Genomic DNA, 26224 nt, shown 5'->3' with positions numbered 1-26224 from the left:
TCAGCCCAGCGCCTCCAGCAGGCCCAGGACGGCGGGGCCGACGACCACGATCATCAGGGCCGGGAGGATGCAGACCATCAGCGGGAAGGTGACCTTGACCGGCACCTTCATCGCCTGCTCCTCGGCACGTTGCCGCCGCTTGAGGCGCATCTCGTCGGCCTGCACCCGCAGCACGTCGGCGAGCGGGATGCCGTAGACGTCGGCCTGGTTCACCGCACCGACGAACCGACGCAGGTCCGCGACCCGGGTGCGAGCGGCCAGGGCGTCGTAGGCCGCGCGCCGTGGCCGGCCGGCGGCGATGTCGTGCTGGGTGCGGACCAGTTCCTCGGCCAGCGCACCCCGGCCCGTGGTGGCCGCCCGGGACAGTGCGGCCTCGAACCCCAGCCCGGCCTCCACGGCGATGGTCATCTGGTCCAGGACGTCCGGCAGCTCTCGCCCGATCAGCTGCCGACGTTCCTGCCCGCGAGCCCACAGCGCTGCCTCGGGCAGGTGGTAACCCGCCAGCACCGCGACCACGGCGACGAGCCCGGCCGGGAGCCCGGGGAACTCCACCACGAGCAGGGCGCCGAGCAGCGCCGCCGCGGCGGCGAGCACGAGCTTCGCCCACAGCGCGCGGGTCATCGTGAAGCTCGCCGGACGCCCGGCGACGTCGATCATGCGGCGGATCCGGCGGGCCGCCGACTCGGGGGTCAGCGCACGCAGGACGGCGCCGGCGCCGGTGCCGCGGGCCTCCAGCGTGCCCACCTCGGCGGAGAGGCTGACCAGGCCGCGGGTGAGGTTGTGCCGGGCGGCGGCCATCGTCTTCCCGGACCGGGACAGCGCGAGCTGGGTGAGGACGGCGAGCGGGAGGACGACGGCGGCGACCGCCACCCACACCAGCGTGGGCATCAGAACGTCACCGTCACGACGCGGCGCACCCAGACGGCGCCGACGACCATGAGCACGACGGCCGTCCCGAGCATGGCCAGGCCGGTGGGCCCGTCCAGGAGCCGGCCGATGTAGGTCGGCGACACCAGGTGCATCGCCCCACCGACGACGACCGGCAGCGCCAGCAGGACGACGGCCGAGGCACGACCCTCCGCCGACAGCGCCTGCGCCTGACGTCGAAGCTGCCCGCGGTCCCGGATGGTGGCGCCCACGCGGTCGAGCACCTCCGCCAGGTTGCCGCCGACCTCACGGTGGATGGCGACGGCCTGGGCGATCCAGCCGAAGTCGTCGCTGCGCATCCGCTCGGCGACCTCGTCCAGCGCCGCGACGACGTCACGCCCCACCCGGACCTCGTTGAGCACCCGGGAGAACTCCTCGGCCGTGGGCGCGGCACCGTCGTGGGAGACGGCCTCCAGCGCCCGGAGCACGCTGTGCCCGGCGCGGAGGCTGCTGGCCATCAGCCGCAGCGTGTCGTCGAGCTGCTCGGCGAAGGCGGACCGCCGGCGGCGGCTGCGCACCTGCAGCGCCAGCACGACGGCGAGCGGGGCGGCCGGCGCCAGCAGGAGCCCGCCCGGCAGGCCACCGACGAGGCCGCCGCCGAGTCCACCCAGCAGCGCGCCCACCACGGTGCCGCCGACCACCTGGGCCGGTGTCCGGTGGACTCCGGCCCGTTCCAGCGCGGCCGCCAGCGCGTCGCGGCGCCGCAGCTGCCGGAGCGCCCGGTCACCGAGCCTGCTCGCCGCGGCAGCCACCGCCGACCGCCCGCGCAGCGCCGGGGCCGCCGTCGGGTCCAGCCGGGTGATCTCCACCCGGGGACGCCGGGGGACGGCGACCAGCGCGACCAGGAGGGCGAGCGCCAGTGCGCAGGCGGCGACACCGGACCAGACGAGCGGGCTCATCGGCCCCCGCCCCCGACCGGCACCAGGTGCGGCACCCCCAGGACGCGCGGTGCGACCGTGACCCCACGCTCGGCGAACCGTTCGAGGAACCGCGGCCGGATGCCGGTGGGCACCGCCCGGCCGAGCAGGCGGCCGTCGTGATCGCTGCCCGCGGAGTGGTCGAAGTGGAAGGCGTCCTGCAGCGTCACGGTGTCGCCCTCGAGCCCGAGCACCTCGGTGACGTGGGTGACCCGTCGGCTGCCGTCGCGCAGCCGGGAGACCTGGATGATCACGTCGACGGCCGAGGTGACCTGTTCCCGCACGGCGCGCAGCGGCAGGTCCATGCCGGCCATCAGCACGAGCGTCTCCAGCCGGGCGACGGCGTCGCGCGGGGAGTTGGCGTGGACCGTGGAGAGCGAGCCGTCGTGGCCGGTGTTCATCGCCTGCAGCATGTCCAGGCTCTCCCCGCCGCGGACCTCACCGACGATGATCCGGTCGGGGCGCATGCGCAGGGAGTTGCGGACCAGGTCGCGGATGCTGATCGCGCCCTTGCCCTCGATGTTGGCCGGGCGGGACTCCAGCCGGACGACGTGCTCCTGCTGGAGCTGCAGCTCGACGGCGTCCTCGATGGTGACGATCCGCTCGCCCTCGGGGATGAACGAGGAGAGCACGTTGAGCAGCGTCGTCTTCCCGGTGCCCGTGCCGCCGGAGACGATGACGTTCAGCCGGGCCGCCACGCAGGCGCGCAGCAGCTCGGCCATGTCCGGGGTCAGGGTGCCGCTCTCGATCAGGTCGGCGACCTGCAGCGGCCGGCGGGCGAACTTGCGGATGGTCAGGGAAGAGCCGCTGAAGGCCAGCGGCGGGATGATCGCGTTGACCCGGGAGCCGTCGGGCAGCCGGGCGTCGACCAGCGGCGAGGACTCGTCGATGCGCCGGCCGATCCGGGACACGATGCGTTCGATCACCCGGCGCAGGTGCTGCTCGTCGGCGAACCCCGCGGAGGTGCGGACGATGCGGCCGCCCCGTTCCACGTAGACGGTGGCCGGGCCGTTGACCATCACCTCGGTGACGTCCGGGTCGTCCAGCAGCGGCTGGAGCGGCCCGTAGCCGAGCACCTCGTCGGTGAGCTCGTGGATCAGCCGCCGTCGGTCGTCGTCGGACAGCGGGGTCTGCTCGTGCGCGATGACCCGCTGGAGGTCGGCCCGCACCAGGGCGTGCAGCTGCTCGTCGGGGATGTCGGCGTCGGAGAGCTTGCCGCCCAGCCGTTCGAACAGCGCGCGGCTGGCCCGCTCCTTGAGCTGGGTGAGGGTGTCGGGGCCGGCCGCCGGACGGCCGACCAGGTCAGCGCCGATCCGGCCGGCGAACCGGGAGGACAGGCCGGCAGTCGCCGGGGTGGGCTCAGCGTCCTCGGAGACCTGGCCGTGCACCTGGGCGAGACGGTCGCTGAGGCTCACCGGGCACCGACCCGCCGGCGACCGCGCCGGCCGTTCGCGGCCGCTGCAGCGGGTGCGACCCGGCCGACCAGCGTCTGGAGCCCGCGGGTGACCGGGTCCTTGCCGCCCTTCAGCAGCAGCGGGACGCCGGTGTTCGTCGACAGCGGGACGGCGGCGTGCCGCGGGAGCACCAGGTCCAGCGTGGCGCCGACCGTCCGCTCGATGTCGGCCAGGGCGAGGCCACCGGCCGAGCTGCCGCCGTTGAGCACCAGGTGGCGGTGGGCCGGCACGAGCTGCAGTTCGCCGAGCACGTCCAGCTCCTTGCGCAGCCCGCGCACGCCCGGCACGTCCATGCTGCCGATGAGCACCAGGTCGGTGGCCCGCTCGAGGGCGGTCAACGTGTGGTCGGTCAGCCCGGCAGCCGTGTCGACCACCACGTACCGGAACTCGGCGCTGAGCATGTCGACCAGTCGCGCGACCTCCGCCGCGGTCACCGCGTCCCCCGCGGCCGGTGAGTCGCTGCCGGCGACGACGTGCAGGCCGGACGAGTGCCGGGTGAGGAAGGTCTTGAGCACGAGCGGGTCGTTGCTCGCGGCGCCGCGCACGGTGTCCGGGAGCGTGTACTCGGGGACCAGGGCCAGCGCGCTGGCGACGTCACCGAACTGCACGTCCAGGTCGACCAGCACGGTGGAGCCGGGCTCGGCCCCGGCCAGCCCGAGGGCCAGGTTGGTCGCGACGGTGGTCTTGCCGACCCCGCCCTTCGGTCCGGCGACGACCACCACCCGGCGGGTGTGCGCCAGGGGCGCTGCCACCGCCGCGGCCCGGCGGGCCTCGGCCCGGGCGGTCGCGCGGTCGAGGACGGCGGTGACGTCGGCGGTGGAGGCGTGCGGGGAGAGGACGTCCCGGACGCCGGCGCGCATCGCCTCGATCCACAGCTCGGGGTCGGCGACGGCGACGACGACCACGCTGGTGCCCGGTGCCGCGCCGTCGACCTGCCCGGCGAGGGCGAAGGAGTCGGCCAGCGGCACCCCGGGCCCCAGCACCACCAGCGCCGGTGCGTCCGGACCGGCGAGGTGGTGGAGCACGACGCCCTCCGTCAGCGCATCGGCTCGGAGGGCGAGGACGTCACCACTGCCGGCCTCGGTGAACCGCGCGACGAGGTCGGCGTCGGCACCGATGGTCAGGACCGTGCTCACTGGTCTGCTCCCGTGGTCGTGATGCTGCTGTCCAGAGGGTTGTCGGCAGGATCGACCGGCTCCTGGAGCGACAGCCACACGGCGCCCTGCTCCATCCCGCCGATGACCACGGCGGCCTGCTCGGGGGTGAGGGCCAGCGTGACGGTCACCGTCTGCACCGCGCCGGTCATGGCCGCGGTCTCGCTGTCCGCACCGTCCGCCCGGGTCACCAGCACGTCGCCGACCGCGAGGTCGGTCGTGGTCGGGTCGCCCCGGCTGATGAACACCCCGATGCGGTCGCCGGCGGTCAGCACCCCGCCCACGGCCCGCTGCGGCTCCAGGGTGAGGCTCACCTCCTCGGTGCCGTCGGGCAGCTCGACCTCGCCGTCGGCGGCCGCCTCCACGGCCGGGTCGGCGAAGCGTGCGAACACCAGCTGCTCCCCCGTGACCAGCTCGGTGGTCGTGGTCAGGCCGGCGACGTCGGCGAGGTCCTCGACGGAGCCGGTGACGACCAGGCGACTGGGCACCTGCGCGATCCGCACCAGGTCGGCGACGTCCTCGGCCGGCGTACCGGCCTGGATGCTCTCGGCGGCGACGAGGACCGGGACCAGGCGGGCGCCGGCCTCGGCGCGGGCGTCGGCTCCCCGCACGTAGCTGATCAGGACGACGGCACCGAAGGCCGCCAGGGCGAGGGCCGCGAGAGCGGCGAGGACGCGACGCATGGTGGTCATCCCTGAGGAGAGAGGCTGATGGAGGTGGCGCCGAGGTCGGCCGCCGGAGTGGTGCCGGTGGGGCTGGTCGCGCTGAGCGGTACGACGGCGCGGGTGAAGTAGCCGTAGAACGTCGGCTCCCCGTACGTCAGTTCGTAGCCGGTGAGGTGGAAGAGGGCGTAGCCGTAGACGTGGGCGCGGTAGCCGCCGAACAGCCACCCGTCGACGTCGTCCCAGACCGGGATCTGCAGGTCCGTGCCGATGAGGCCGTCCAGGTGCTTGGCGGAGCACCGGTTGGGCAGCCAGCTGCTCCAGACGCTGATGTCGATGTACTGGCCCACCGAGGACGTCGCCCGGCAGACCGACGAGGAGTCCGTGCCGGTGAGCGCGTGCCCGCCGCCGAAGGTGAGCCCACCACTCGGCCCGGAGCACAGCGTCAGCCAGCTGAGCTCCCAGTCCAGCCGGTGCGAGACCGTGCTGGTCAGCGGGTACTTCGCGATCTGCTTCTTGTACTCGCACCAGGAGATGGCCAGCGGGAACTGGGCGACTCCGTGCGACATGGCCGTCCAGGTGGCCGTGGCGGTCGCGGTGACCCGGGTGGAGTCGATGCCGAGCACCGGGGCGAACCAGTGCGCCTGGTCGGCGCTCACCGTCACGGTGACCGAGTGCCCGCCGACGGAGACCTCCGGGGTGCGCAGGGTGGCGCCGGCCGCATCGGCCGCGCCGGCGTTCGCGGTCAGTGCGGAGGTCGCCGTCGCGGTGGGGTTGCCGCACCCCCCCGTCGCGCAGTCGGTGGCCACGGCCAGCGCCGCGGCGTCGGCGGCGTTGCGCAGCTGCTCCCGGTCCGCGTAGAGCGAGGCGACGTCCACCGCGATGGCGGCGAAGCCCAGCAACGGGACGAGCAGGACCGCGACCAGCACGGCCACGGCGCCGCGTTCGTCGGCCAGCCGGCGCCGGCCGAGCCGGCGCAGCAGCCGGGAGGTCAGCCGCATCGCATGGCCGCCGTCCCGGTCAGGTCCACGCCGGTCGACCCGAGGACGCCGGCGACGAAGGTGCGGCGCGAGGTGACGGTCACCGTCACCGTGGTGCCGGCCGCCGCCCCCACGCAGGTGGCCGGGGTGATGCTGACCGAGGACAGCGCCAACGCGCCGGCCGCGGTCTGCACGGCCGACCGCGCCGACGCCTGGGTGCCGGCCGTGACCATGGACCGAGCGCCCTCCCGGGCCGCCGCCGACAGCGTGGCCTGGGTGTTGAAGGCGGCGCTGACCTCCATGATCCCCAGCAGCAGGAGCAGCAGGACCGGGATGACCAGCGCGAACTCGACCGCCGCCGCGCCCCGCTCGCCGAGGAGCCGGCGAGCGGGACGGCGGCGGAGCCGGTCAGGGCTGCCGGACACGGAGGTGCTCCTGTCGTGGGGGTCGGGGGAGACGGTCGGCGGTGCCGCCGTCAGCTCTTGGGGGCCGGGGAGGTCGAGGGGAGCGAGATGCCCTCGAAAAGGGCCTTCAGCTTGGTGCCGAAGACCAGGACGGCCGCCGCGACCACGAGCGCGATGGCGCCGACGAGGATCGCGTACTCCACGGCGGAGGCGCCCTTCTCCTCCTTGACCGACCGCAGTCGGTCCGCGACGCGATCGGCGGTGACGTAGGACAGGGTGTGCAGCGTCTGGAACAGGCTGACCAACGTGAGCTCCTGAGGGAACGGACCGTCGGCTGGTCGGGTCGGATGGCCCGGGTCGCGGTCGTCACCCCGTTGTTCGGACGCGCCCCGTCCCGGGCACAGCCCAACCACCCCTCCACCCACCCGGACGGGTGAACGCCCGCTCCCCGGATCAGGCCCTCGGGATCACGCGAGGGGCAGGAGCCAGTCCTCGGTCAGCACGGCCACCACCAGGGCACCGGCGAGCAACGCGGGCCCGAACGGCAGCCCGGTCCGGCGTCCCACCCGCCGGGTGGCGAGCAGCGCGAGCCCCACCGCGGCCTGGAGCAGGAACCCGAGGAAGAAGCCGGCCAGGACGACGGGCCAGCCGAGCCAGCCCAGGTACAGGCCGAGCAGGGCGGCCAGCTTGACGTCGCCCATGCCCAGGCCGCTCGGGGAGATCAACGCCATCGCCAGCAGCACGGCGAACGCCGCTCCCCCGGCCAGCACGGCCCGCCCCAGGTCCGGCCAGTCCCCGGTGGCCCCGGCGGCGACGGTCAGCAGGGCGAGGCCGCCGAGCAGCCCGGGCAGCAGCACCCGGTTGGGCAGCAGTTGCTCGCGCAGGTCGACGACGGTCAGCAGCAACCCGATCGCGACGAACCACAGCCACGCGGGGAGCTGCGCCGTCCAGCCGAACCGCAGGGTCACCGCCGCAGCGCACAGGGCCCCGGCCAGCTCGGGCCACGGGGTGCCCACCGCGCGCGCCCGCCAGTCGACGCGGACCGCGACCGTTCCCTCGCCGGCCCCCGCGCGGCGGGGGGCGACCAGCGCCAGCGAGTCGGCGACCCGGCCGGCGAGGGCCCCGCCGACCCCGGCGACCACGGCGGCGAGCAGGGCTCCGCTCACGTCAGGCGAGGCCGGGTCGGGTGCAGCACGCCGCACAGGGTGACACGCGGAAGCCGCTCCCCCGGGCAGGCACGAGCCGGCCGGCTACGGGCGCTCGCGCCGCACGGCGACCACGAGCCAGCGGTCCTCGGCGTCATCGACGCGGGTCACCTGCCAGCCGGTGCAGGTGAGCAGCTCCCGGATCCGGGGTTCGCTGCGCACGTCGTCGGCGGTCAGCTCCCGGCCGTGCCGCCGGGCCAGCGCGGCGCGGCCGACCGGGTGGAAGAGCCCGAGCCGGGCACCGTCCACGGCGACCCGGGCCAGCTCACGCAGGCCGGCGTCGGGGTCGGGCAGGTGGGAGACCAGCCCGGAGGCGAAGACGACGTCGAACGACCGGTCCGCGAACGGCAGCCGAGTGACGTCGCCGCGGACCAGCCGCGCCAGCTCCCCGCGGCCGCGCCGCCGGGCCTCGGCGAGCATCTCCGCGGTCAGGTCCAGGCCGACGAGCAGGCCCGCCGGGCCGGTGGCGGCGCGCAGCACCGGCAGGGCCCGCCCGGTGCCGCAGGCAGCGTCCAGGACGGCGTCGTCGGGGTGCACCCCCAGCTCGGCGACGGCCCGCTCGAACCGGGGCCTGTCGTCGGGGAACCTCTCCTCCCACGTGGCGGCCCGGGAGCCGAAGAACGTCTGGGTGTCGCCGCCGCTCAGTCGGTCTCCTCGATGGGTGCGGTGTCGCAGGCCGGGCCGACGAGCGTGGTCAGCGCCTCGACCAGCGGCGCGGCGTCCGCGGAGCCCAGCACGACGGTGAGGTGCTCCCCCGTCGCCGGCCGGAGCAGCGGGACGACGCCGAGCGCCTCGGCCAGCTGCCGCACCTGCTCCTCCTGACCGTCGAGATGCTCGATCGCCGAGGTGGTGACGTCCGAGGTGCTGACGGTGCCGAGGGTGAGGCCGGCGTCGGTGAGGAGCTGGGTCACCGCCGCCGTCAGGGCCGGGTCCCCGGCGCCGTCGACCACGTCGACGACGACCGGCGCGACCGGTTCGAACTCGACGCCGCACGGGACCGGCTCCACGCTCGGCTCCGGCTCCGGCTCCGGCTCCGGCTCCGGCTCCGGCTCCGGGACGGGCGTCGGCGCGGGCTCCGGCTGCGGGGCCGGCTCGGGGACCGGCGTCGGCTCCGGGACGGGCGTCGGCTCGGGCTCCGGGGTCGGCTCGGGCTCCGGGGTCGGCTCGGGCTCCGGGGTCGGCTCGGGCTCCGGAGTCGGCTCGGGCTCCGGAGTCGGCTCGGGCTCCGGGGTCGGCTCGGGCTCGGGCACCACCGGTGGCGGCGCCGCGGCCAGCAGCGGCGGCTCGACCGGCGCGGGAGCCGGCTCCACCACGGGCGGCGCGGCGAGCGGCGGGTCGGCGGGCGGCGGGTCGGCGGGCGGCGGGGCGATCGCCGGCCCGGCCGGGGTGGGCACCGGCTCCGGCGTCGTCCCGGCGTAGGTGGCGGCCAGCCCGAGCACCGAGGCGACGTAGCTGTCGGAGTGGTTGTAGGCGAAGACGGCGCGCGCCTGACCGGCCGGCGTCGACAGGTCCCCACCCGCGGCGCAGAGGTACGCCCCGGTGGCGACGGCCGCGTCGTTGATGTTGAAGGGGTCGCTGCGCCCGTCGCCGTTGCCGTCGCTGGGGTACATCGCCCAGGTGGTCGGGATGAACTGCATCGGGCCGACGGCACGGTCGTAGACGGTGTCGCCGTCGAGCCGCCCGCCGTCGGAGTCGAGGATCCGGGCGGTGTTGTTGCTGCCGTCGAGCGGGATGCCGATGATCGGCGGGCTCGACAGCCCGTCGGTGTGCAGGACGGCGCCGGCGAAGCGGCCGTGGTTGGACTCGACCCGGCCGATGGCGGCGATCAGGGTCCAGCTGATGCCACAGTCGGCGGGAGAGAGAGCGGCGGCGTGCTGGTAAGCGGTCAGCGCGGTCGACGGGATGCCCCCCGCCGCGAGCGGTGAGGCCCCGCCGGTCGGGGTGACGGTGGCGGGAGCGCTGCTGGTTGCGACGTCCGTCCCGACCGCGACGGTCTCGAGCAGCGGTGCGGTCGGCGGTGCGGTCGGTGGCGCGACGTCGCCCCCCGGCGCGGACGGGGGGCGGGGCACGAGCGCATCGGCCTCCACCGCGACCAGTCGCGCGAACTGCGGCCGCGCCGGGGCCTCGCCGGGTGCGGCGCTGGCCGCGGGGAGGAAGGCGACCAGGGCGGTGGTGATGCCCGCGCTGGCGACGACGCCAGGGGCTCGTACCCGGCTGGACCGGGTCCTCGTCTGCCGTCCGGAACGGGCGCGGCCCATCAGCCGAGGCCCTGCACGTGCTCGCATGGCATGAGGTCAGGCACCAGTTCCCCCTGTGGCCGTCCACGTGCTCCGGCCGGGTCGGGCATCGAGCGACGCCCGGCTCCGGACGAGGACGACCGTAAAGGGAACACCGGGATGGGCGCCATGCCCGATGGGTGAACTCCGGGGAGCCGACAGTGGTCGGCACGCGGCGGCGGGGTGACGGCGGGTCAACGTGCCGGAAACACGCCTCCGCTAGCGTCCCGGCCTCCGGTCGGCGGGAGGGAGACGGTGGGATGTCGCGACAGCGCCCTCCCGCGCCCTGGGTCGCTGCGCTGGCCAGCGCCCGCGACACCCCGTCCCAGGCGCTCGTGCTGGAGGAGCTGCGCACGGCCATCCTGGCCGGCCTGGTCCGGCCCGGCGCGCCGATCCCGGTGGACGACGTCGCCGCCCGGTTCTCCCTCAGCCGGATCCCGGTGCGCGAGGCGCTGAAGACGCTGGTGGCCGAGGGGCTGGTCACGCACGAACTGCGCGGCGCCTACGTCGTCGCGCGGCTGAGCCGGGCAGAGCTCGCCGAGCTCTACGTCGTCCGGGCGTCGCTGGAGACCGCCGCCCAGACCGCCGCGGTGCCGCGCGCGACGCCGCGGGACGTCGCCGTCGCCGCGGCGGCGCTGCGGGAACTCGAGGCGGCGACCGCCGCCGGCGGTGCGGACGACCACCACCGCTGGAGCCGGCGCTTCCACCTGGCGCTCATCGCCCCGTGCCAGATGCACCGCCTGCTGCAGATGTTCGAACGGGCGTGGAACGTCACCGAGCCCGGGCGGCCGATGTCGCATGCGTCGGCCGCCGCGACCGCGGCGCTGGCCGCCGACCACGTCGCCATGCTCGACGCCTTCGCCGCCGGCGACGCCGCAGCACTGACCTCGGTGACCGCCGCCCACTACGCCCGCCTGCAGGAGATCGTCGCCGCGATCCCCACCGAGGGCTGAGCCGGCAGCGGATATACCCGCGCGGACATCCGGCAGCAACACCGGCTCCCTAGCGTTCGCCGCGTCGCTCCCGGACGGCCGTTCCCCCGCCGCTCCAGGTACGTCGACGAGCTCGTGACCCGCCGCTGCCCGCACCAGCCGACGATCCGCAGGAGCCCCCATGGCCATCACGTCCCCCGAGCCGGTCGCGCTCGCGACCGACGTCCCCCCGACCGGGACGGCGCCCTCGGCCGCCGCACCCGGCGGCGCGCTGATCGGCGCCGACTACGACCCCCGGCTCACCAACGAGGACCTCGCCCCGCTGCGCCAGCAGCGCTGGGGCTCGTACAACATCTTCGCGTTCTGGATGTCCGACGTGCACAGCGTCGGCGGGTACGTGACCGCGGGCAGCCTCTTCGCCCTGGGCATCGCGGCCTGGCAGGTGCTCGTCGCGCTGGTCGTCGGCATCGTGATCGTGCAGGTGTTCGTCAACCTGGTGGCCAAGCCGAGCCAGATGACCGGCGTGCCCTACCCGGTGATCAACCGCGCCGTCTTCGGCGTCAAGGGCGCCAACATCCCGGCGATCATCCGCGGCCTGATCGCGGTCGCCTGGTACGGGGTGCAGACCTTCCTGGCCGCGAGCAGCCTGAACATCATCTGGCTGAAGTTCGTCCCGGGGGCCGAGGCGCTGCTCGAGCCGTCGTTCCTGGGGTTGGCCGCGTTGGGCTGGATCTCCTTCGCGGTGCTCTGGGTGGCGCAGGCGGCGCTGTTCTGGCGGGGCATGGAGACGATCCGGAGGTTCATCGACTTCGCCGGCCCGGCCGTCTACGTCGTCATGATCGTGCTGGCCGGCTACCTGGTCTCGGAGGCCGGCTGGTCCAACATCGACCTGACCCTGCACACCGGCCCGACGCTGAGCGGCTGGGCGACGGTCTCCACGATGCTCGGCGCGATCGCGCTGGTGGTCTCCTACTTCTCCGGCCCGATGCTGAACTTCGGCGACTTCGCCCGGTACGGCAAGAGCTTCGCCGCGGTGAAGCGCGGCAACCTGCTCGGCCTGCCGTTGAACTTCCTCTTCTTCTCGCTGCTGACCGTGGTCTGCGCCTCGGCCACCGTGCCGGTGTTCGGCGAGCTGATCACCGACCCGATCGCCACCGTCGAGGCGATCGACTCCACCTTCGCGATCCTGCTGGGCGGGCTGACCTTCGTCATCGCGACCGTCGGCATCAACATCGTCGCCAACTTCATCGCCCCGGCGTTCGACTTCTCCAACGTGGCACCGCAGAAGATCAGCTGGCGCGCCGGCGGGATGATCGCCGCCGTCGGCTCGGTGCTGCTCACCCCGTGGAACTGGTACGACAGCGCCGAGGGCATCCGGTTCAGCCTCGGCATCCTGGGCAGCCTGATCGGCCCGCTGTTCGGCATCCTGATCGCCGGCTACTACCTGGCCAGCAAGCAGCGGGTCGCCGTCGACGACATGTACTCGATGTCCCCGACCGGCCGGTACTGGTTCCGCGGCGGCTACAACCCGAACGCCGTCCTCGCCGTGCTGGGCGCCGGGGTGCCGACGATCCTGCTGACGCTGTTCACCTCGGTGGGCGACTACGGCTGGTTCATCGGCTGCGGCCTCGGCTTCGTGCTCTTCGCCGGGCTGGAGCGGGTGCGGCCGATGATCCTGCTGCTCGACCCGGCCGAGCCCGGCGTCTCCGACGGCACCCTGGTCTGAGGCCGTGCTGATCCAGGTCGTCAACCCGAACACCACCGCGTCGATGACCGACCTGATCGGGCGCAGTGCCCGGGCCGCCGCCGGCCCGGGCACCGTGGTGGTCGCCGTGCACCCGGAGATGGGGCCGGCCTCGATCGAGAGCCACTACGACGAGGCGCTCGCCGTGCCGGGGCTGCTCGCCCAGGTCGCGGTCGGCGAGGAGGCCGGCGCCGCCGGGCACGTGATCGCCTGCTTCGGCGACCCGGGGCTGGACGCCGCACGGGAGGTGGCAGCCGGGCCGGTGGTGGGGATCGCCGAGGCGGGCATGCGGACGGCGACGTACCTGGGGCGGACCTTCGGCGTGGTGACGACCCTGCAGCGGACGACCGGCCGGGCCTGGGAGCTCGCCGGCCGGTACGGGGTGCGGGAGCAGTGCCGCACGATCCGGGCCGTGGAGATCGCCGTCCTGGCGCTGGAGACCGACCCGGCGGCCCGCGCGCGGATCGCCGCCGAGTGCGCGGACGTCGTGGCGACCGAGGGCGTCGACGCGATCGTGCTGGGCTGCGCCGGGATGGCCGACCTCGCCGCGGAGCTGACCCGGCGGGTGGGGGTGCCGGTGATCGACGGGGTGGCGGCGGCCGTCGCGACGGTCGAGGGGCTGGTGCGGCTGGGGCTGCGCACCGGCAAGCGCGGTGAGTACGCCGCTCCCCTGCCGAAGCGGTACACCGGCGCGCTGGCGGAGTTCGGCGTCCCGGACCCCGTCGCCGCCCGCTGACCCCCCCGGCTGGTCAGCCGAACCGGGCGGGCCGGAAGGCAGCCAGCAGGGGGCTCGGCGCTCCGTCCAGGACCTCCCCGGCCAGCAGCTCCCCGGCGATGAGGCCGAGCGTCGCGCCGCTGTGGGTGAAGGCAACGGTCAGCCCGTCGACGCCCGGGACGGCGCCGAGCACCGGGTGCCCGTCGCCGGGGATCGGCTTGCGCCCGACCCCGCGGGACTCGCACGTCAGAACCGGGTGACCGGCGAGCACCCGCGAGGCCTCGTGCAGCAGGCCCTGCACCGTCGCGTCCTGGACGTCGAAGGTCCCGTCGTCCCGGCGGACCACCTGCTCCTCCGACCAGCCGGCGTCCAGGACGATCCCGCCGCCGGGCGCCGGGCGCAGGGCCACCCGCGGGGTGTTCAGCACGGCCCGGAGCCGGTGCCCGAACGGCGGGGTGCGGAGGAGCAGCGCGTTGGAGGTTGCGTCGGGGACGTGCACGCCGAGCCCGGCGAGGGCGCGCGGGACGTCGGCTCCGGTGGCCAGCACCACCGCATCGGCGGCGAGGACGTCGCCGGTCCCGGTCCGGACGCCGGTGACCCCGCCGCCCGCCACGACGACGTCGCACCGGCCGACCGCGGTGCGCACCGCTCCCCCGGCCGCCTCCAGGTCCCGCACCAGCTGACCGATCAGCGACGGCAGGTCGACCCAGCCCTCGTCCGGGTTGAACAGCGCCCCGTCGTCCGGGACCGCGTCGACGGCCACCCCAGGCAGGCGGGCGGCCACGTCGGCGCGACCCAGCCACTCGGCCGGGTAGCCGATGTCGCGCTGGTGATCGAAGGAGGCGCGGACGCCGTCGCCCCAGCGGAGGCCGCCGTCGAAGACGACGTGCGCGGTCGAGTCGGGGCGTGCGGCGAAGGCCCGGTACCGCTGGAGGCCGAGCACGCGGAGCCGGTGGTACTCGGCCGGGAAGTCGCCGGCCGAGTTCAGCCAGGCCAGCGACCGTCCCGACGCGCCGCCGGCCGGCTCGCCCTCGGTCAGCAGCGTGACCCGCGCGCCGCGGGCGGCCAGCTGCGCGGCGGTCGAGACACCGAGCACTCCCCCGCCGACGACGGCGACCTGCCGATCGGGCTGCGTCATGCCGCCAGGTTGCCACCTGTCGTCGATGCAGTTCACCGAGCCGTTCGGGAGGACTCTGGGAGACTCGACGGTCTCGGGCACGACGTGCACCGGGGCGGACGAGAGAGAAGGTCTTGGTTCCTGACTTCGCGATGCTGTTCGCCGCGCTGCCGACAGCCCATCTGGTGCTCTCCCCCGACCTGGTCGTGCACTACGCGAACTCGGCCTACCTGCGGACGGTCGGCGTCGTGCCGGAGCAGATCGTCGGCCGGAGGCTGTTCGACGCGTTCCCGCCGGCGCCCGACGCGCTGGACCCCGAGGGCGTCCCGTACATCGCCCGGTCGTTCGAACGCGCCGGCGCCACCGGCCGACCGGACGCCCTGCCGATCGAGCGCTACCCGGTGGTCAACCCCGACACCGGGCTGGTCGAGGACCGCTGGTGGGCGCTCATCGCGATCCCCGTCCTCGACGAGGACGGCAAGCTGGCGATGTTCCTGCAGCGGGTCGACGACCTGACCGACTACGTGCGCGAACAGGAGTCCGCGCGGTCCGACGCCGACCGGCAGGAGAACCTGCTGGCCCAGGTGCAGCGGCTGCAGGCGGAGCTGACCGCACGCACCGGGGAGGTCGAGGCCGCGCGCGAGATCGAGCGGCGCACCTCGCGCACGGTCGAGGCGATGCCGTCGGGCTTCGTCTCCCTGGACACCGAGTGGCGGTTCACCCTGCTCAACCCGGCCGCCGAAGGCCTGCTCGGCCACTCCCGGGACGAACTGCTGGGCCGCACGATCTGGGAGGTCTTCCCCGACACGGTGGGCACCGACTACGAGGCCGCCTACCGCACGGCCGTCGAGACGCGGGAGCCGCAGTCGTTCACCGCCTGGTACCCGGCTCCGCTGGACGGCTGGTACGACGTGCTCTGCTGGCCCACCGCCGACGGGGTGTCGCTCTACTTCTCCGACGTCACCGACCGGAAGCGCTCGGAGGCCGAGGCGGAGGCCTCCGCGGCCCGGCTCGCACTGGTGGCCCGGGTCAACGCCGAGCTGGCCGAGGCCGTCGACGTGCCCGCCGCCGTCGCCGGGCTGCCGAGCGCGCTGGTGCCGGGCCTGGCGGACGCCTGCATCGTCACCGTGGTCGACGGCACCGGCCGCCCCTGGGACGTCGGCTGGGCGCACGCCGACCCGGCGCTGCGCCCGGTGCTCGACCGCTACGTCTCGGCCCGGGCCGAGACGCTGGCGCACTCACCGCTGACCCGGGTGCTGGAGACGGGCCGGCCGGAGACGCTGTCGACCGCCGAGCTGGCGGCCCTGCTGCCCGCCGGGGAGGCGCGCCGCCAGCTGGACCTCCTGGGCGATGCCCGGGCGGTGAAGCTGCCGCTCCGCGGTCGCGGCAAGGTGTTCGGCGCGTTGACCCTGCTCTGCGCGGCGTCCCGTCCGCTCGCCCGCGACTGGCGCTCGACCGCCCAGGACGTCGCCGACCGGATCGGCCTGGCGCTGGACAACGCCCGGTCGGCGAACGCGCAGGCCACGATCGCCGAGAGCCTGCAGCGCAGCCTGCTCACCGACCCACCCGAGCCCGACCACGCGCAGATCCTGGTCCGGTACCTGCCCGCCGCCGAGGCGGCGCAGGTGGGTGGCGACTGGTACGACGCGTTCCTGCAGCCGGGCGGCACGACCATGCTGGTCATCGGGGACGTCGCCGGGCACGACACGGCTGCCGCGGCCGCCATGGGCCAGCTGCGCGGACTGCTGCGCGGGATCGCCGCGTACAGCAACGCGGGGCCGGTCGAGGTGCTGCGCGGCCTCGACGAGTCGATGGAGACGCTGATGGTGCGCACCATCGCCACCGCCGCGATCGCCCGGTTCGAGCAGACCCCGGAGGAGCTGAGGCAGGGGGTGACCCGGCTGGTGTGGGCCAGCGCTGGGCACCCGCCACCGCTCGTCATCAGCCCGGACGGCGAGATCACGGTCCTGGACGACGGGCGCGCCGACCTCCTGCTGGGCGTCGACCCCGCGGCGCAGCGGCGGGAACGGGCGCTCACCCTGCAGCCGGGCGCCAGCGTGCTGCTCTACACCGACGGGCTGATCGAGCGCCGCGACGCCACGCTCGACGACGGCCTGGAGCGGCTCGTCGACGCCGTCGCCGGCCTGGCCGGTGCCACGCTCGACGAGCTCTGCGACGGGGTGCTGGACCAGATGGTGCACGGCCGACCCGACGACGACGTCGCACTGGTCGCCGTCCGGCTGCACCCCCAGGACCGTCCCCGCCCGGCCGAGGCCGGCCTCAACGTCGTGCCCGCTTCCCTGGAGGAGACCGAGTGAGCCGCTCCGGTTGGCCGCTGCTGGAACCACCGCGCCCGACGCAGGTGTGGGCGTCGTGGAACTGGGAGCTCCGGCGTCCTGCCGACCTCACCCGGTGCCGCCGACGACTGCGCGACGAGGCGCTCCCGGCCGGCCGGGGCGACGGGGACGCGGACGGGTCGGCGCTCGAGCGGTTGCTGCTGGCCTTCGAGGAGCTGACGTCCAACGGCGTCCGGCACGGACTCCCACCGGTGCGGACCACCGTCACCGCGACGCCGACGGGCTGGCTGATCGACGTCACCGACGCCGACCCGCTGGACGCGCCGGTGCCGGCGGTGGACCGGGACCCTGCCTTCGGCGGCCTGGGCCTGCACCTCATCGCCCGGCTCTGCGCGTCCCACGGGTGGGCGCCCGAGGAGGGCCGCAAGCACGTGTGGGGCTTCGTCAGCCTGACCGACCAGCGCTGACCTCGGCCACGCCCAGCGTGCGGGCCAGGTCGAACCGCGAGGCGTCCTCGGTGCCGGGCTCGGCGGTGTAGGTGACGATGCGCAGGTCGGTGCCGATGACGGTGAACACGTCGCAGTCCAGCGTCACCTCACCGACGAGTGGGTGCAGGAAGGTCTTCGCCTGCACGCGGTGCTCGCTGACGGTGCCCTCGGCCCACAGCCGGGCGAAGCGCTCGTTGCCCCGTAGCTCGGCGAGCACGGCCCGCGCGGACGGGTCGTCCGGGTAGCGGATCAGGGCGCCGCGCAGGTCGGAGACGAGCGCCCGTTCGTGCCGTTCATGGTCACCCTCGCTCCACACCACCTGCGGTGCGGTGCCGGTGAACTCGGCGACGAGCAGGTTGAGCCCGGGGTCCATCCCACCCAGGAGCGACCGCCAGGCCGCGTTGGCGGTGAGCAGCGTCCAGTGCGCCGTCCACACCCCGATGGCGACGTCCGGGAGCCGGGCGAGCAGCCGCTGCACGCTGGCCGGGATGTGCGTGGGGACGGCGCTGGGCAGCGGGGCCGGCAGGCCGGCGGCGAGGTGGAGCTGGTCGCGTTCGAGGTCCGAGAGCTGCAGCGTTCGGGCCAGCGAGGCGACGACCTGCGCCGAGGGACGCGCTGCCCGCCCCTGCTCCAGCCGGACCAGGTAGTCGACCGAGACCCCGGCCAGCAGGGCGACCTCCTCCCGGCGCAGGCCCGCGGTGCGGCGCTGCCCCGTGGGGAACCCGACGGCGGCCGGCTGCAGGCGTTCCCGCCATGCGCGGAGCAGTGCCGCGAAGTCCCCTCGATCGACCATGCGCCCATCGTCGTCCACCGCAGGCGAGCTGGGTGGTACTGCCGGTCACACGGTCCAGCGGGACCACCGGACGTCGCCCGGACGGGGGCACCGTCGGTCGCATGACGACGACATTGATCACTGGCGGCAACAAGAGCCTCGGCTTCGAGGCGGCCCGACGGCTGAAGGGGCTCGGGCACCGGGTGGTCATCGGCGCCCGCGACCCGGAGCGGGGTCAGCGCGCGGCCGAGGAGCTGGGGGTCGAGTGGGTGCGCATCGACGTGAGCTCCGACGAGTCGGTGGCGGCCGCGGCGGCCGAGGTGCGCGAGCGCTTCGGCGGGCTCGACGTGCTGGTCAACAACGCCGGCATCCCCGGACCGATCGGCGCGGTGGACGAGTACACCGGCCCCGACCTGGTGGCCGTGCTCGACACCAACACCGTGGGGATCGTCCGGACGACGCACGCCTTCCTGCCGCTGCTGCGTGAGTCGAAGCAGCCGGTCATCGTGAACGTGACCAGCGGGCTCGGCTCGTTCGCCGTGCGCTCCGACGAGACCCGGATCGAGCACTCGGTCCCCTCGCTCGGGTACTCGGCCAGCAAGGCGGCGGTCAACATGCTCACCGCGGTCTACGCCCAGTTCCTCCCGGAGCTGCGGATCAACATGGTGGACCCCGGCTACACGGCCACCGACTTCAACGGCCACGCCGGCTCGCAGACCGTCACCGAGGGCACGGACGCCATCGTCGCGATGGCGTCGATCGGGGCGGACGGGCCGACCGGCACCTTCACCGACCGGCACGGTCCCGTCGCCTGGTGACGGCGGCCGCCGGCCCGGACCTGACCGTGCGTGGGCCCGTCCACCACGGGTAGGGCGCAGTCGCACGGCCGGACTGGACGACGAGACGGGTCGCCGGGTGCGATCCGGATGAGGAGGACACCGTGACCAACGAGACCCCGAACACCCCCGACCTCAGCGAGACCGAACTGCGCGCGACGAAGCTGGACGACCTGCGCGAACAGGCCCGAGCCGCCGGCATCGGGGGGACTTCCTCGATGAAGAAGGAGGAACTGGTCAGCGCGATCTCCGATGCCCACCGCACGGGGAAGGCGGCCGGCGGCGGAGCGTCGGAGGACGGCGAGGCCGGCCAGCCAGGGGACCGCGGTCCCGACGACGGTCACCTGCGCCTCGGGGAGGAGACGTCGCGCTCGCTGCAGTACTCGCAGGAGATCACCTCGCTGGACGAGGACCCCGAGCGCGCCGGCCGCAGCCTCGCCACCTCCAGCCACGAGGTGATCCGGAAGTGGGCGGAGGAACGCGGTGGGGTGCCGGCCACCGTCGACGGGACCGAGCACGGCGACCACCTCGGCGTCCTGCGGTTCGACTTCACCGGTGACTCGGAGAACCTGCGCCAGGTGAGCTGGGACGAGTGGTTCGACACCTTCGACGCACGGAAGCTGAACTTCCTCTACCAGGAGGAGCGCAAGGACGGGAACCAGAGCAACTTCTTCCGGCTGGAGAGCCCGGACCGCGAGGACGCCTGAGCCGGCCTGGTCAGGACGCCTTGCTCGCGCGCCCGTCCCCCTGGCGGGCCGCCCGCACGGCGTCCTCCAGCTCGTCCTTGGTCATCGTCGACCGGCCGGCGACGTCGAGCTCCTGGGCCTGGTCGTACAGCTCCTTCTTGGACAGGTCGCCCAGGTCCTCACCCGGCCGGTCGGCGTCCCCGCCGTCGGCGTCCGCCCCTGCCCGGCGCGTGGTCAGCCCGCCGGTGTCCTGGGCGTTGCCCGGTCGGTGCCCCTTGGCGTTCGCGACGCTGGCGCTGAGCGCCTCCATCAGGTCCACGACGTTCGAGGCGGTCTCCGGCTCGCCTTCGGTGACCACCTCGTCGCCGCGGCGCTTGGCCTCGATCAGCTCGTTGACCCGGTCGCGATAGGTGTCCCGGTAGTTGCCGGGATCCCACTCGGTGGTCATCGAGTCGATGAGGGACACCGCCATGTCGAGGTCGCGGGACGTGAAGGACTGGCGTACCGGCAGCTGCTCGATCTCGTCCACGGGGTCCCGCACCTCGTCGGCGAAGAACATGGTCTCCAGGGTCAGGACCTCGCCCTGCGGCCGGATGGCGGCCAGGTACTGCTTGGACCGCATGACGAACGTGGCGATCCCTACCCGGCCGGCGCGTTCCATCGCCTGCAGGAGGAGGGCGTAGGCCCGCTGCGCCTGGTCGTCCTGCGGAGCCAGGTAGTAGGTCTTCTGGTAGTAGATCGGGTCGATCTCGGCCACGTCGACGAAGTCGGAGATGTCGATGACCCGGGAGCGCCCCGGCGCGATCTCCTCCAGTTCCTCGGGCGCCACGATGACGTAGCGACCGTCACCGATCTCCTCGCCCTTGACGATGTCGTCGTAGTCGACCTCCTCGCCGGTGTCCTCGTTGATCCGCCGGTACCGGATCCGGGAGGAGGTCCCCCGTTCGAACTGGTTGAAGTGCACCGACTTGTCCTCGGTCGCGGAGTACAACCCGACCGGCACGTTCACCAGCCCGAAGCCCAGGGCCCCGGTCCAGATGGCTCGAGCCACTGCCACCGCCTCCTCGCGTCGCCTGCAGGCGCCCTACCCGTGCAGGGAGGGCTCATGCCGTGCGGGACCGTGGCCGAGGCGGGGAGCTCAGGGCGCTGCACCGCCGGGGGTCGCGGTCTGCTCGAGTCGCTGCACACGTGCCCGGGCACGGTCCCGCACCGTGTTCGCACGCTGCTCCCGGCGCTCGGCGGCATCCCGCCGCCGCTGGCCGCCCCACAGGTCCGCGGTCACCTCACCGGCCTCCTGCTCGGCCTGGCGCAGTTCCGCCTCGAGCTCGCCGATCCGCGCGCGCAGCTGCTCCTGCCGCGTGCTGAGCCCCGCCAGCTGTTCCCGCTCCCGCTCCGCGTCCGCCTGGGCGTCGGCGGCGGCGGTCTCGGCGTCGGCCAGCTCCTCCCGCGCACCGGCCAGCTGCCGCTCCGCGGCGCGTTGCCGCCGGTCCTCCCCCGGCGCGCGGTCGCCGCGGGTGGCCGGGGCCGGTGCGTCGTCCTCCCCCTGCGGGAGGGTGGCCACCGAGCCCTGCACGTCGGCCGTCCCGACGCCGGAGTAGGACAGCGGCGACGTGAGCCGGCCGGACAGCGTCGCGCGTCCGGCGTCCTCGTCGGCGACCGCCGCGCGCAAGGTGTCCTGGACCTGACCGGCGACCGAGTCGCTCACCGGCCGGCCCAGCTCCTTCGCCAGCGAGCGGGCCTGCCGGGTCAGCGCCAGCACCACGGCACGGCGCTGCCGGGTGAGCTCCTTCAGCTGGTCGCCCTCGAGGTCGCGTTGCGCCTCGCGGAGGTCGGCCCCGAGGTCGACGAGCTGGCGGAGCTCGTCGGGCTGCCGCCGCACGAGCGTGTTGACCACCCAGGCCGCGGTCGTCGGCTTCCGCAGCCCGCCGATCTCCTCCGCCAGCTCCCGGTCGCCCTGGGCCCGCGCCTCCTTGCGCCGCGCGTCGCGTGCGGCGATGAACTCGTCCGGCGGCAACCCGTACAGCTCGTCCGCGACGTCGGAGAGCCTCACCTCGTCGGCCTCCCGTCCCTCGCGACTGCACGTGCTCGATGCTCCCGGTCCGCTGCCCCGGGGCGGCGTCGGGAAACCACCTCGGTCCCCTCGCCGTGGCCGGCGTCGCGACCGGCCCCTGATCCGGAGTGCGCCGGACCAGGCGACTGCGGTGGCCGGGCCACCCTGGCGGCCGGCAACCCTGGCGGCCGGGAACCTCTGACGGCCGGCAACTCTGGCTGCCGGCCAACTCCGGTAGCCAGGCAACTCGGGTAGCCGGACAACTCCGGTAGCCGGACAACTCCGGTAGCCGGGCGACGTGACGGCTGCACGCGCGCACCGGCAGCCGGACACGGTGGGACCGTGGCCGGCTGCCGGGACCGGGCCGATCAGTGCGCCAGTGCTCCGATGAGGATCTCGGTGCCGTCGGGGCGGTAGGTGCGCCATCGCCCGCTGGGATCTCGTTCGACCCGGAATCCGTGGTGGACCTTGGTGTGGTGCCGTTCGCACAGCAACGCTGAGTTCTGCAGCGACGTCTCACCGCCGTGCAGCCAGTGGATCAGGTGGTGGACGTCGCACCACCAGCTCGGGGCGCCGCAGCCGGCGAACACGCAGCTCTTGTCCCGCCGTTCCACTGCCTTGCGCAGCCCGGGGGTGACCACCCGGTGATCCCTCCCGAGGTCGAGGGGCACGCCGTCGGGGCCCATCACGATCCGGGAGATGCTGCCGTCACAGGCCAGGTAACGGGCCCGCGCCGCGGAGATCGTCGCCCCGAACCCCAGCTCCCCCGCCCCGGCACCGGTAGCCGGGTCGACCAGGTCATCCAGGTCGACGCCCACCACCACATGCGGCTTCACCGTCCGCAAGACCGGCAGATTCCCCGAGGCCAACTGGTTGTCAGCCAACTGCACGAACGCATCGGCGTCCTGCTGCGACCGCGTCCGCTCATCACCCTTCGGGCGGTCGGCCTGCACGATCGACTCGATCGCCGCCTGCACCTTCTCCCCACCGACGGCATCCAGCTCCAACCGGCCGGTGACAGTCCCATCGGCGTGCTTGACCATCGTGAACCGACGGCCCTCGGTCGGATCGGGCTCCGGACCGTCGGGGTCCAAGGCGTTCTCGAAGGCCTGCACCGCAGCCACCAGCGACTCGTGCGGGGACTCCGTGGCCACCTGCGCCCAGACCTGGTCGAAGGCACCCAGGTCGATGCCCTGCTCCTCGGCCCGCGCGACCTCGCGGGGGCCGATCTTCTCCGCCACCACGTTCACCTGCGCCGCCGTGATCTGCCCGCCAGCGAACCCGGCCGCCAAGGCCGGGAAGTGCTCCAGCACCCGCCCCGACCGCACGATCCGCGACGCCTCCGTCTGCGTCAACCGCGCATGCCCGATCAACCACGACCGCATCGACTTCAACCCGTCGTACTCCGCAGCCTGCATCAGCTCTGCGTGCCGCACCGTGCGGGTCAACTCCGCAGCGACCCGATTGCCGAGCTGCACCAGCAACGTCGTCCGGTCCAACACAGCGCCATCCGTCAACCCATGCAGGTCCTCGGCCGCCAGGGCGTCCAGAGCCGACTGCAACTCGCTCATGACACCTCCCGACCGGTTCGAACGTGTGTACGAATGATATCGGCACCAAGCCACTGATACAACTCGAATCCGCAGGTCAGACGCTTGTCCACAGATTTCCCTAGGACCTTGACAGACCGCCAGGGCGCACTGGTCGGACCGCTGCGGAGAGCCCGAGAACGACCCGCACGACCGTCCGGCCACCGCCCGATGTCGAGAACGCGCAGCCGGTTCCGTCCCTGGGGTGTCCGCGGCCACGATGGGCCGCACCCGCACCGAGGAGAGCCACCATGGCCAAGTACCTGATGCTCAAGCACTACCGCAGCACCTCGAAGTCGCTCGATTGCGCGCCGATGGACCAGTGGACGCCGGACGAGGTCTCGGCGCACATCCAGTACATGCGTGACTTCGGGGCGAAGCTCACCGAGACCGGCGAGTTCGTCGACGCCCAGGGCGTCGCGCAAGAGGGCACGTGGGTCCGGTACGACGGCGAAGGTCGGCCGCCGGTCACCGACGGGCCGTTCGCCGAGACCAAGGACCTCATCGCCGGGTGGATGGTGATCGACGTGGACAGCTACGAGCGCGCGGTCGAGCTGGCCGGGGAGCTGTCGGCGGCTCCCGGGCCGGGCGGCGAGCCGATCCGGGAGTGGCTGGAGCTGCGGCCGGTCATGTCCGAGCCGCCGACCGTCACGGAGTGAGCCCACCCGTGGACGAGGTGCTGCTGCGCAGCGTCGTCCCGGGCGTGATCGGCGTCCTCGTCCGCCGCGGAGCCGACTTCGCGGCGGCCGAGGACGCCGTCCAGGACGCGCTGGTCGAGGCGGTGCGCAGCTGGCCGGCCGACCCGCCGCGGGACCCGCCCGCCTGGCTGGTGACCGTGGCCTGGCGCCGGTTCCTCGACGCGACCCGGTCGGAGGCCGCCCGCCGCGGGCGCGAGGAGCTGGTCGACGAGGAGCCAGCACCGGGCCCGGTGCCGTCGGCCGACGACACGCTGCGGCTGTACTTCCTGAGCGCGTACCCCTCGCTGACGCCGTCGTCGGCGGTGGCGCTGACGCTGCGCGCCGTCGGCGGGCTGACCACCCGCCAGATCGCCGCGGCCTACCTGGTGCCCGAGGCGACGATGGCCCAGCGGATCAGCCGGGCGAAGCGCACCGTGTCCGGCGTCCGCTTCGACGAGCCCGGCGACGTCGCCACCGTGCTGCGCGTCCTCTACCTGGTGTTCAACGAGGGCTACTCCGGGGACGTCGACCTGGCTGCGGAGGCGATCCGGTTGACCCGGCAGCTCGCGGCCGCCGTCGACCACCCGGAGGTGGCGGGGCTGCTCGCCCTGATGCTGCTCCACCACGCCCGACGCGCCGCGCGGACCGCGCCCGACGGCAGCCTGGTGCCCCTCGCCGAGCAGGACCGCCGCCAGTGGGACCCCGCGCTGATCAGCGAGGGGGTCGACGTCCTGCAGGCCGCCCTGGTCCGGGACCAGCTGGGCGAGTACCAGGCCCAGGCCGCGATCGCGGCGCTGCACGCCGACGCGCGGTCGGCCGCGGAGACCGACTGGGTGCAGGTCGTGGAGTGGTACGACGAGCTGGTCCGGCTGACCGGCAGCCCGGTCGTGCGGCTCAACCGAGCGGTCGCCGTCGGCGAGGCCGACGGTCCACGCGCCGGCCTGGCGGCGCTCGCCCAGCTGGACGACGCACTCCCCCGCCACCGTGCCGTAGCCGCCTACCTGCACGAGAAAGACGGCGACCGGACGACGGCGGCGCGGCTCTACGCCGAGGCGGCCGCCCTGGCGGGCAACGCAGCCGAGCGCGACCACCTGACCCGCCAGGCGGCCCGACTCAACTCCCGCTGACGGCCGGGCCGATGACTTCCCGGTCATCCCGGAGTCGGTGCTGCAAGACGACCCGAAGGAGATCCCGTGCCCACGATCCTGCCCATGATCCTCACCGCTGACCCGGAGAGCCTGAGAGACTTCTACGTCGGCGCCCTGGGCGCGCAGGTGGTCGAGCGGACCCCGCCGGAGGACGACGGCGAGCCGCCGTTCTTCCTCAGCCTGCGCATCGGTGACTCGGTGCTGGGGCTCGTCCGGGAGGCCGAGCCGCCCGCCGGCAACCGCACCCTGCTGGGGATCGGCGTCGACGACGTCGACGCGCTCCTGGACCCCGTGCGCGCACACGGCGGCTCCGTCACCGGCGGCCCGACGGACATGGCGTGGGGCATGCGCGTCGCCCACGTGCGCGACCCGGACGGCAACCCGATCAACCTCCAGTGCCCCATCAGGGACTGAGGCGGGCGCAGTCGATCCACTCACGGAGCAGCGCGCCGAACACCTCCGGCCGCTCGTGCACGAGCGCATGGCCGGCGTCGTCCACGACCGCCAGGGTGGCGTGCGGGTGGTCGCCGAGCAGACCGACCGCATCGGCGTACCCGACGGTGGAGTCGCGGCGGCCGGCGACGATGAGCGTGGGCCCGTCGTAGCCGCCCAGGTCGATCGACCACCCCGCGAAGACCCGCCCCAGCGCGGCCTCGTCGACCAGCGTCGTGCCCGGGACGACGTGGTCGCGGTAGCGGCGGGCGGTCGCCCGGGTCCGGACCACGAAGTACTCGTCGAACCCCGCCCGCTGCTCCGGCGCCAGCTCGTCATGGGCGTCGTCGTCCTGGCGGACCACCTCGTGCTCGGGCACCTGTCCGGTCCGCTCGCCGAGCGGGCACACCAGCGCGAGGCCGCGCACCAGGTCCGGACGTCGGGCGGCCAGGCCCCGGGCCAGGTAGGCGCCGTAGGAGTGCCCGAGCAGCAGCACCGGCTGCTCGGCCAGCTGCTCGAGGAAGCCGGCGAGCAGCGTGACGACGTCGCCGTTGCTGCTCAGCCCCTCGGCCGTCGATCGACCCATCCCCGGCAGGTCCGGGTAGACCCGGCGCAGGCCGGCGTCCGGGACGACGGCCTCGACCGCCGCCTCGATCTCCCGGTGGTCGACGCCGGCACCGTGCAGCGCGACGAGCGGCACGCCCGTCCCGTGCTCGGCGAAGTGGACCGAGACCCCGCCGACCTGGCTGTCCATGCCGGCAC

Annotated in this window: 27 protein-coding genes; 10 read left to right on the top strand and 17 right to left on the bottom strand. The window is 74.3% G+C overall.

Translation table 11 applies throughout. The features are described from left to right. The 11 genes from O2W18_RS05090 to O2W18_RS05040 all read right to left on the bottom strand — a co-directional run bounded on the left by O2W18_RS05090 (position 1) and on the right by O2W18_RS05040 (position 9961). Complete coding sequence (locus tag O2W18_RS05090) at positions 1 to 888, bottom strand: type II secretion system F family protein (RefSeq protein WP_269186470.1); 888 nt, start codon at positions 886 to 888, stop codon at positions 1 to 3. Beyond that, a complete protein-coding gene (locus O2W18_RS05085) occupies positions 888 to 1826 on the bottom strand; it encodes a type II secretion system F family protein (RefSeq protein WP_269186469.1) in 939 nt (312 codons plus the stop codon). Before O2W18_RS05085 ends, O2W18_RS05090 begins: the two co-directional genes overlap by 1 nt. Next, positions 1823 to 3259: a CpaF family protein gene (locus O2W18_RS05080; RefSeq protein WP_269186468.1), complete on the bottom strand. Its 1437-nt coding sequence runs from the start codon at positions 3257 to 3259 to the stop codon at positions 1823 to 1825. The genes O2W18_RS05085 and O2W18_RS05080 overlap by 4 nt, the downstream gene beginning before the upstream one ends. Beyond that, a complete protein-coding gene (locus tag O2W18_RS05075; RefSeq protein ID WP_269186467.1) occupies positions 3256 to 4434 on the bottom strand; it encodes an AAA family ATPase in 1179 nt (392 codons plus the stop codon). Before O2W18_RS05075 ends, O2W18_RS05080 begins: the two co-directional genes overlap by 4 nt. Continuing rightward, the gene (cpaB, locus tag O2W18_RS05070) at positions 4431 to 5135 is read right to left on the bottom strand and encodes a Flp pilus assembly protein CpaB (protein WP_269186466.1); all 705 of its coding nucleotides are present in this window, start codon (positions 5133 to 5135) and stop codon (positions 4431 to 4433) included. Before cpaB ends, O2W18_RS05075 begins: the two co-directional genes overlap by 4 nt. Positions 5136 to 5140: 5 nt before the next feature. Next, a complete protein-coding gene (locus O2W18_RS05065) occupies positions 5141 to 6115 on the bottom strand; it encodes a pilus assembly protein TadG-related protein (RefSeq protein WP_269186465.1) in 975 nt (324 codons plus the stop codon). After that, positions 6106 to 6519 (bottom strand): TadE family protein, encoded by a 414-nt coding sequence (locus O2W18_RS05060; protein ID WP_269186464.1) that lies wholly within the window; start codon positions 6517 to 6519, stop codon positions 6106 to 6108. The genes O2W18_RS05065 and O2W18_RS05060 overlap by 10 nt, the downstream gene beginning before the upstream one ends. 50 nt (positions 6520 to 6569) lie before the next feature. Next, positions 6570 to 6803: a Flp family type IVb pilin gene (locus tag O2W18_RS05055; protein ID WP_269186463.1), complete on the bottom strand. Its 234-nt coding sequence runs from the start codon at positions 6801 to 6803 to the stop codon at positions 6570 to 6572. Positions 6804 to 6965: 162 nt separating this feature from the next. Next, complete coding sequence (locus O2W18_RS05050; protein WP_269186462.1) at positions 6966 to 7664, bottom strand: prepilin peptidase; 699 nt, start codon at positions 7662 to 7664, stop codon at positions 6966 to 6968. Between the two features lie 84 nt (positions 7665 to 7748). Beyond that, entirely contained in the window at positions 7749 to 8240 is a 492-nt protein-coding gene (locus tag O2W18_RS05045) for a class I SAM-dependent methyltransferase (protein ID WP_331254054.1), read from the bottom strand. Positions 8241 to 8344: 104 nt separating this feature from the next. Further along, entirely contained in the window at positions 8345 to 9961 is a 1617-nt protein-coding gene (locus O2W18_RS05040; RefSeq protein ID WP_269186461.1) for a lytic transglycosylase domain-containing protein, read from the bottom strand. Positions 9962 to 10239: 278 nt separating this feature from the next. Here O2W18_RS05040 and O2W18_RS05035 point away from each other — a divergent pair, with 278 nt between their 5' ends. From O2W18_RS05035 to O2W18_RS05025, 3 genes are all read left to right on the top strand, one after another. After that, complete coding sequence (locus O2W18_RS05035) at positions 10240 to 10932, top strand: GntR family transcriptional regulator (RefSeq protein ID WP_269186460.1); 693 nt, start codon at positions 10240 to 10242, stop codon at positions 10930 to 10932. Between the two features lie 160 nt (positions 10933 to 11092). Next, positions 11093 to 12637, top strand: a complete 1545-nt coding sequence (locus O2W18_RS05030; protein ID WP_269186459.1) for an NCS1 family nucleobase:cation symporter-1 — start codon at positions 11093 to 11095, stop codon at positions 12635 to 12637. Between the two features lie 4 nt (positions 12638 to 12641). Next, entirely contained in the window at positions 12642 to 13391 is a 750-nt protein-coding gene (locus O2W18_RS05025; protein ID WP_269186458.1) for an aspartate/glutamate racemase family protein, read from the top strand. A 13-nt stretch (positions 13392 to 13404) separates the two neighbouring features. Here O2W18_RS05025 and O2W18_RS05020 read toward each other — a convergent pair whose 3' ends face one another. After that, positions 13405 to 14508: an NAD(P)/FAD-dependent oxidoreductase gene (locus O2W18_RS05020; protein ID WP_269186457.1), complete on the bottom strand. Its 1104-nt coding sequence runs from the start codon at positions 14506 to 14508 to the stop codon at positions 13405 to 13407. A gap of 113 nt (positions 14509 to 14621) precedes the next feature. Between O2W18_RS05020 and O2W18_RS05015 the strand changes: the two genes are divergently transcribed. Both O2W18_RS05015 and O2W18_RS05010 read left to right on the top strand, forming a co-directional pair. Further along, complete coding sequence (locus tag O2W18_RS05015; RefSeq protein WP_269186456.1) at positions 14622 to 16805, top strand: SpoIIE family protein phosphatase; 2184 nt, start codon at positions 14622 to 14624, stop codon at positions 16803 to 16805. After that, the gene (locus tag O2W18_RS05010) at positions 16802 to 17251 is read left to right on the top strand and encodes an ATP-binding protein (protein WP_269186455.1); all 450 of its coding nucleotides are present in this window, start codon (positions 16802 to 16804) and stop codon (positions 17249 to 17251) included. The genes O2W18_RS05015 and O2W18_RS05010 overlap by 4 nt, the downstream gene beginning before the upstream one ends. Here O2W18_RS05010 and O2W18_RS05005 read toward each other — a convergent pair. Further along, positions 17229 to 18065, bottom strand: coding sequence for a helix-turn-helix transcriptional regulator (locus tag O2W18_RS05005; protein ID WP_269186454.1), 837 nt, complete (start codon positions 18063 to 18065; stop codon positions 17229 to 17231). The genes O2W18_RS05010 and O2W18_RS05005 overlap by 23 nt on opposite strands. A 101-nt stretch (positions 18066 to 18166) precedes the next feature. Between O2W18_RS05005 and O2W18_RS05000 the strand changes: the two genes are divergently transcribed. Both O2W18_RS05000 and O2W18_RS04995 read left to right on the top strand, forming a co-directional pair. Next, positions 18167 to 18862: an SDR family NAD(P)-dependent oxidoreductase gene (locus O2W18_RS05000; RefSeq protein WP_269186453.1), complete on the top strand. Its 696-nt coding sequence runs from the start codon at positions 18167 to 18169 to the stop codon at positions 18860 to 18862. A 122-nt stretch (positions 18863 to 18984) separates the two neighbouring features. Beyond that, complete coding sequence (locus tag O2W18_RS04995; protein WP_269186452.1) at positions 18985 to 19587, top strand: Rho termination factor N-terminal domain-containing protein; 603 nt, start codon at positions 18985 to 18987, stop codon at positions 19585 to 19587. A 10-nt stretch (positions 19588 to 19597) separates the two neighbouring features. Here O2W18_RS04995 and ku read toward each other — a convergent pair whose 3' ends face one another. From ku to O2W18_RS04980, 3 genes are all read right to left on the bottom strand, one after another. Continuing rightward, entirely contained in the window at positions 19598 to 20617 is a 1020-nt protein-coding gene (gene ku / locus O2W18_RS04990) for a non-homologous end joining protein Ku (protein ID WP_269186451.1), read from the bottom strand. A gap of 87 nt (positions 20618 to 20704) precedes the next feature. After that, the gene (locus O2W18_RS04985; RefSeq protein ID WP_269186450.1) at positions 20705 to 21616 is read right to left on the bottom strand and encodes a hypothetical protein; all 912 of its coding nucleotides are present in this window, start codon (positions 21614 to 21616) and stop codon (positions 20705 to 20707) included. Positions 21617 to 21984: 368 nt separating this feature from the next. After that, positions 21985 to 23187 (bottom strand): HNH endonuclease signature motif containing protein, encoded by a 1203-nt coding sequence (locus tag O2W18_RS04980; RefSeq protein WP_269186449.1) that lies wholly within the window; start codon positions 23185 to 23187, stop codon positions 21985 to 21987. A 269-nt stretch (positions 23188 to 23456) separates the two neighbouring features. On the opposite strand from O2W18_RS04980, the gene O2W18_RS04975 reads away from it, so the two are divergent. The 3 genes from O2W18_RS04975 (at position 23457) to O2W18_RS04965 (ending at position 25444) form a co-directional block, all read left to right on the top strand. Beyond that, positions 23457 to 23864, top strand: a complete 408-nt coding sequence (locus O2W18_RS04975) for a YciI family protein (protein WP_269186448.1) — start codon at positions 23457 to 23459, stop codon at positions 23862 to 23864. Further along, the gene (locus O2W18_RS04970) at positions 23861 to 25009 is read left to right on the top strand and encodes an RNA polymerase sigma factor (RefSeq protein ID WP_269186447.1); all 1149 of its coding nucleotides are present in this window, start codon (positions 23861 to 23863) and stop codon (positions 25007 to 25009) included. Before O2W18_RS04975 ends, O2W18_RS04970 begins: the two co-directional genes overlap by 4 nt. 66 nt (positions 25010 to 25075) lie before the next feature. Next, positions 25076 to 25444: a VOC family protein gene (locus O2W18_RS04965; RefSeq protein WP_269186446.1), complete on the top strand. Its 369-nt coding sequence runs from the start codon at positions 25076 to 25078 to the stop codon at positions 25442 to 25444. Here the strand turns inward: O2W18_RS04965 and O2W18_RS04960 are convergent. After that, the gene (locus O2W18_RS04960) at positions 25434 to 26216 is read right to left on the bottom strand and encodes an alpha/beta fold hydrolase (protein WP_269186445.1); all 783 of its coding nucleotides are present in this window, start codon (positions 26214 to 26216) and stop codon (positions 25434 to 25436) included. The genes O2W18_RS04965 and O2W18_RS04960 overlap by 11 nt on opposite strands. Between the last annotated feature and the right edge of the window lie 8 nt (positions 26217 to 26224).

The sequence above is a fragment of the Modestobacter sp. VKM Ac-2983 genome (genome assembly GCF_026967885.1).
GTDB lineage: Bacteria > Actinomycetota > Actinomycetes > Mycobacteriales > Geodermatophilaceae > Modestobacter.
Note: the sequence above shows the minus strand (reverse complement) of the source record. Positions and strands in the feature narration are given on the sequence as shown.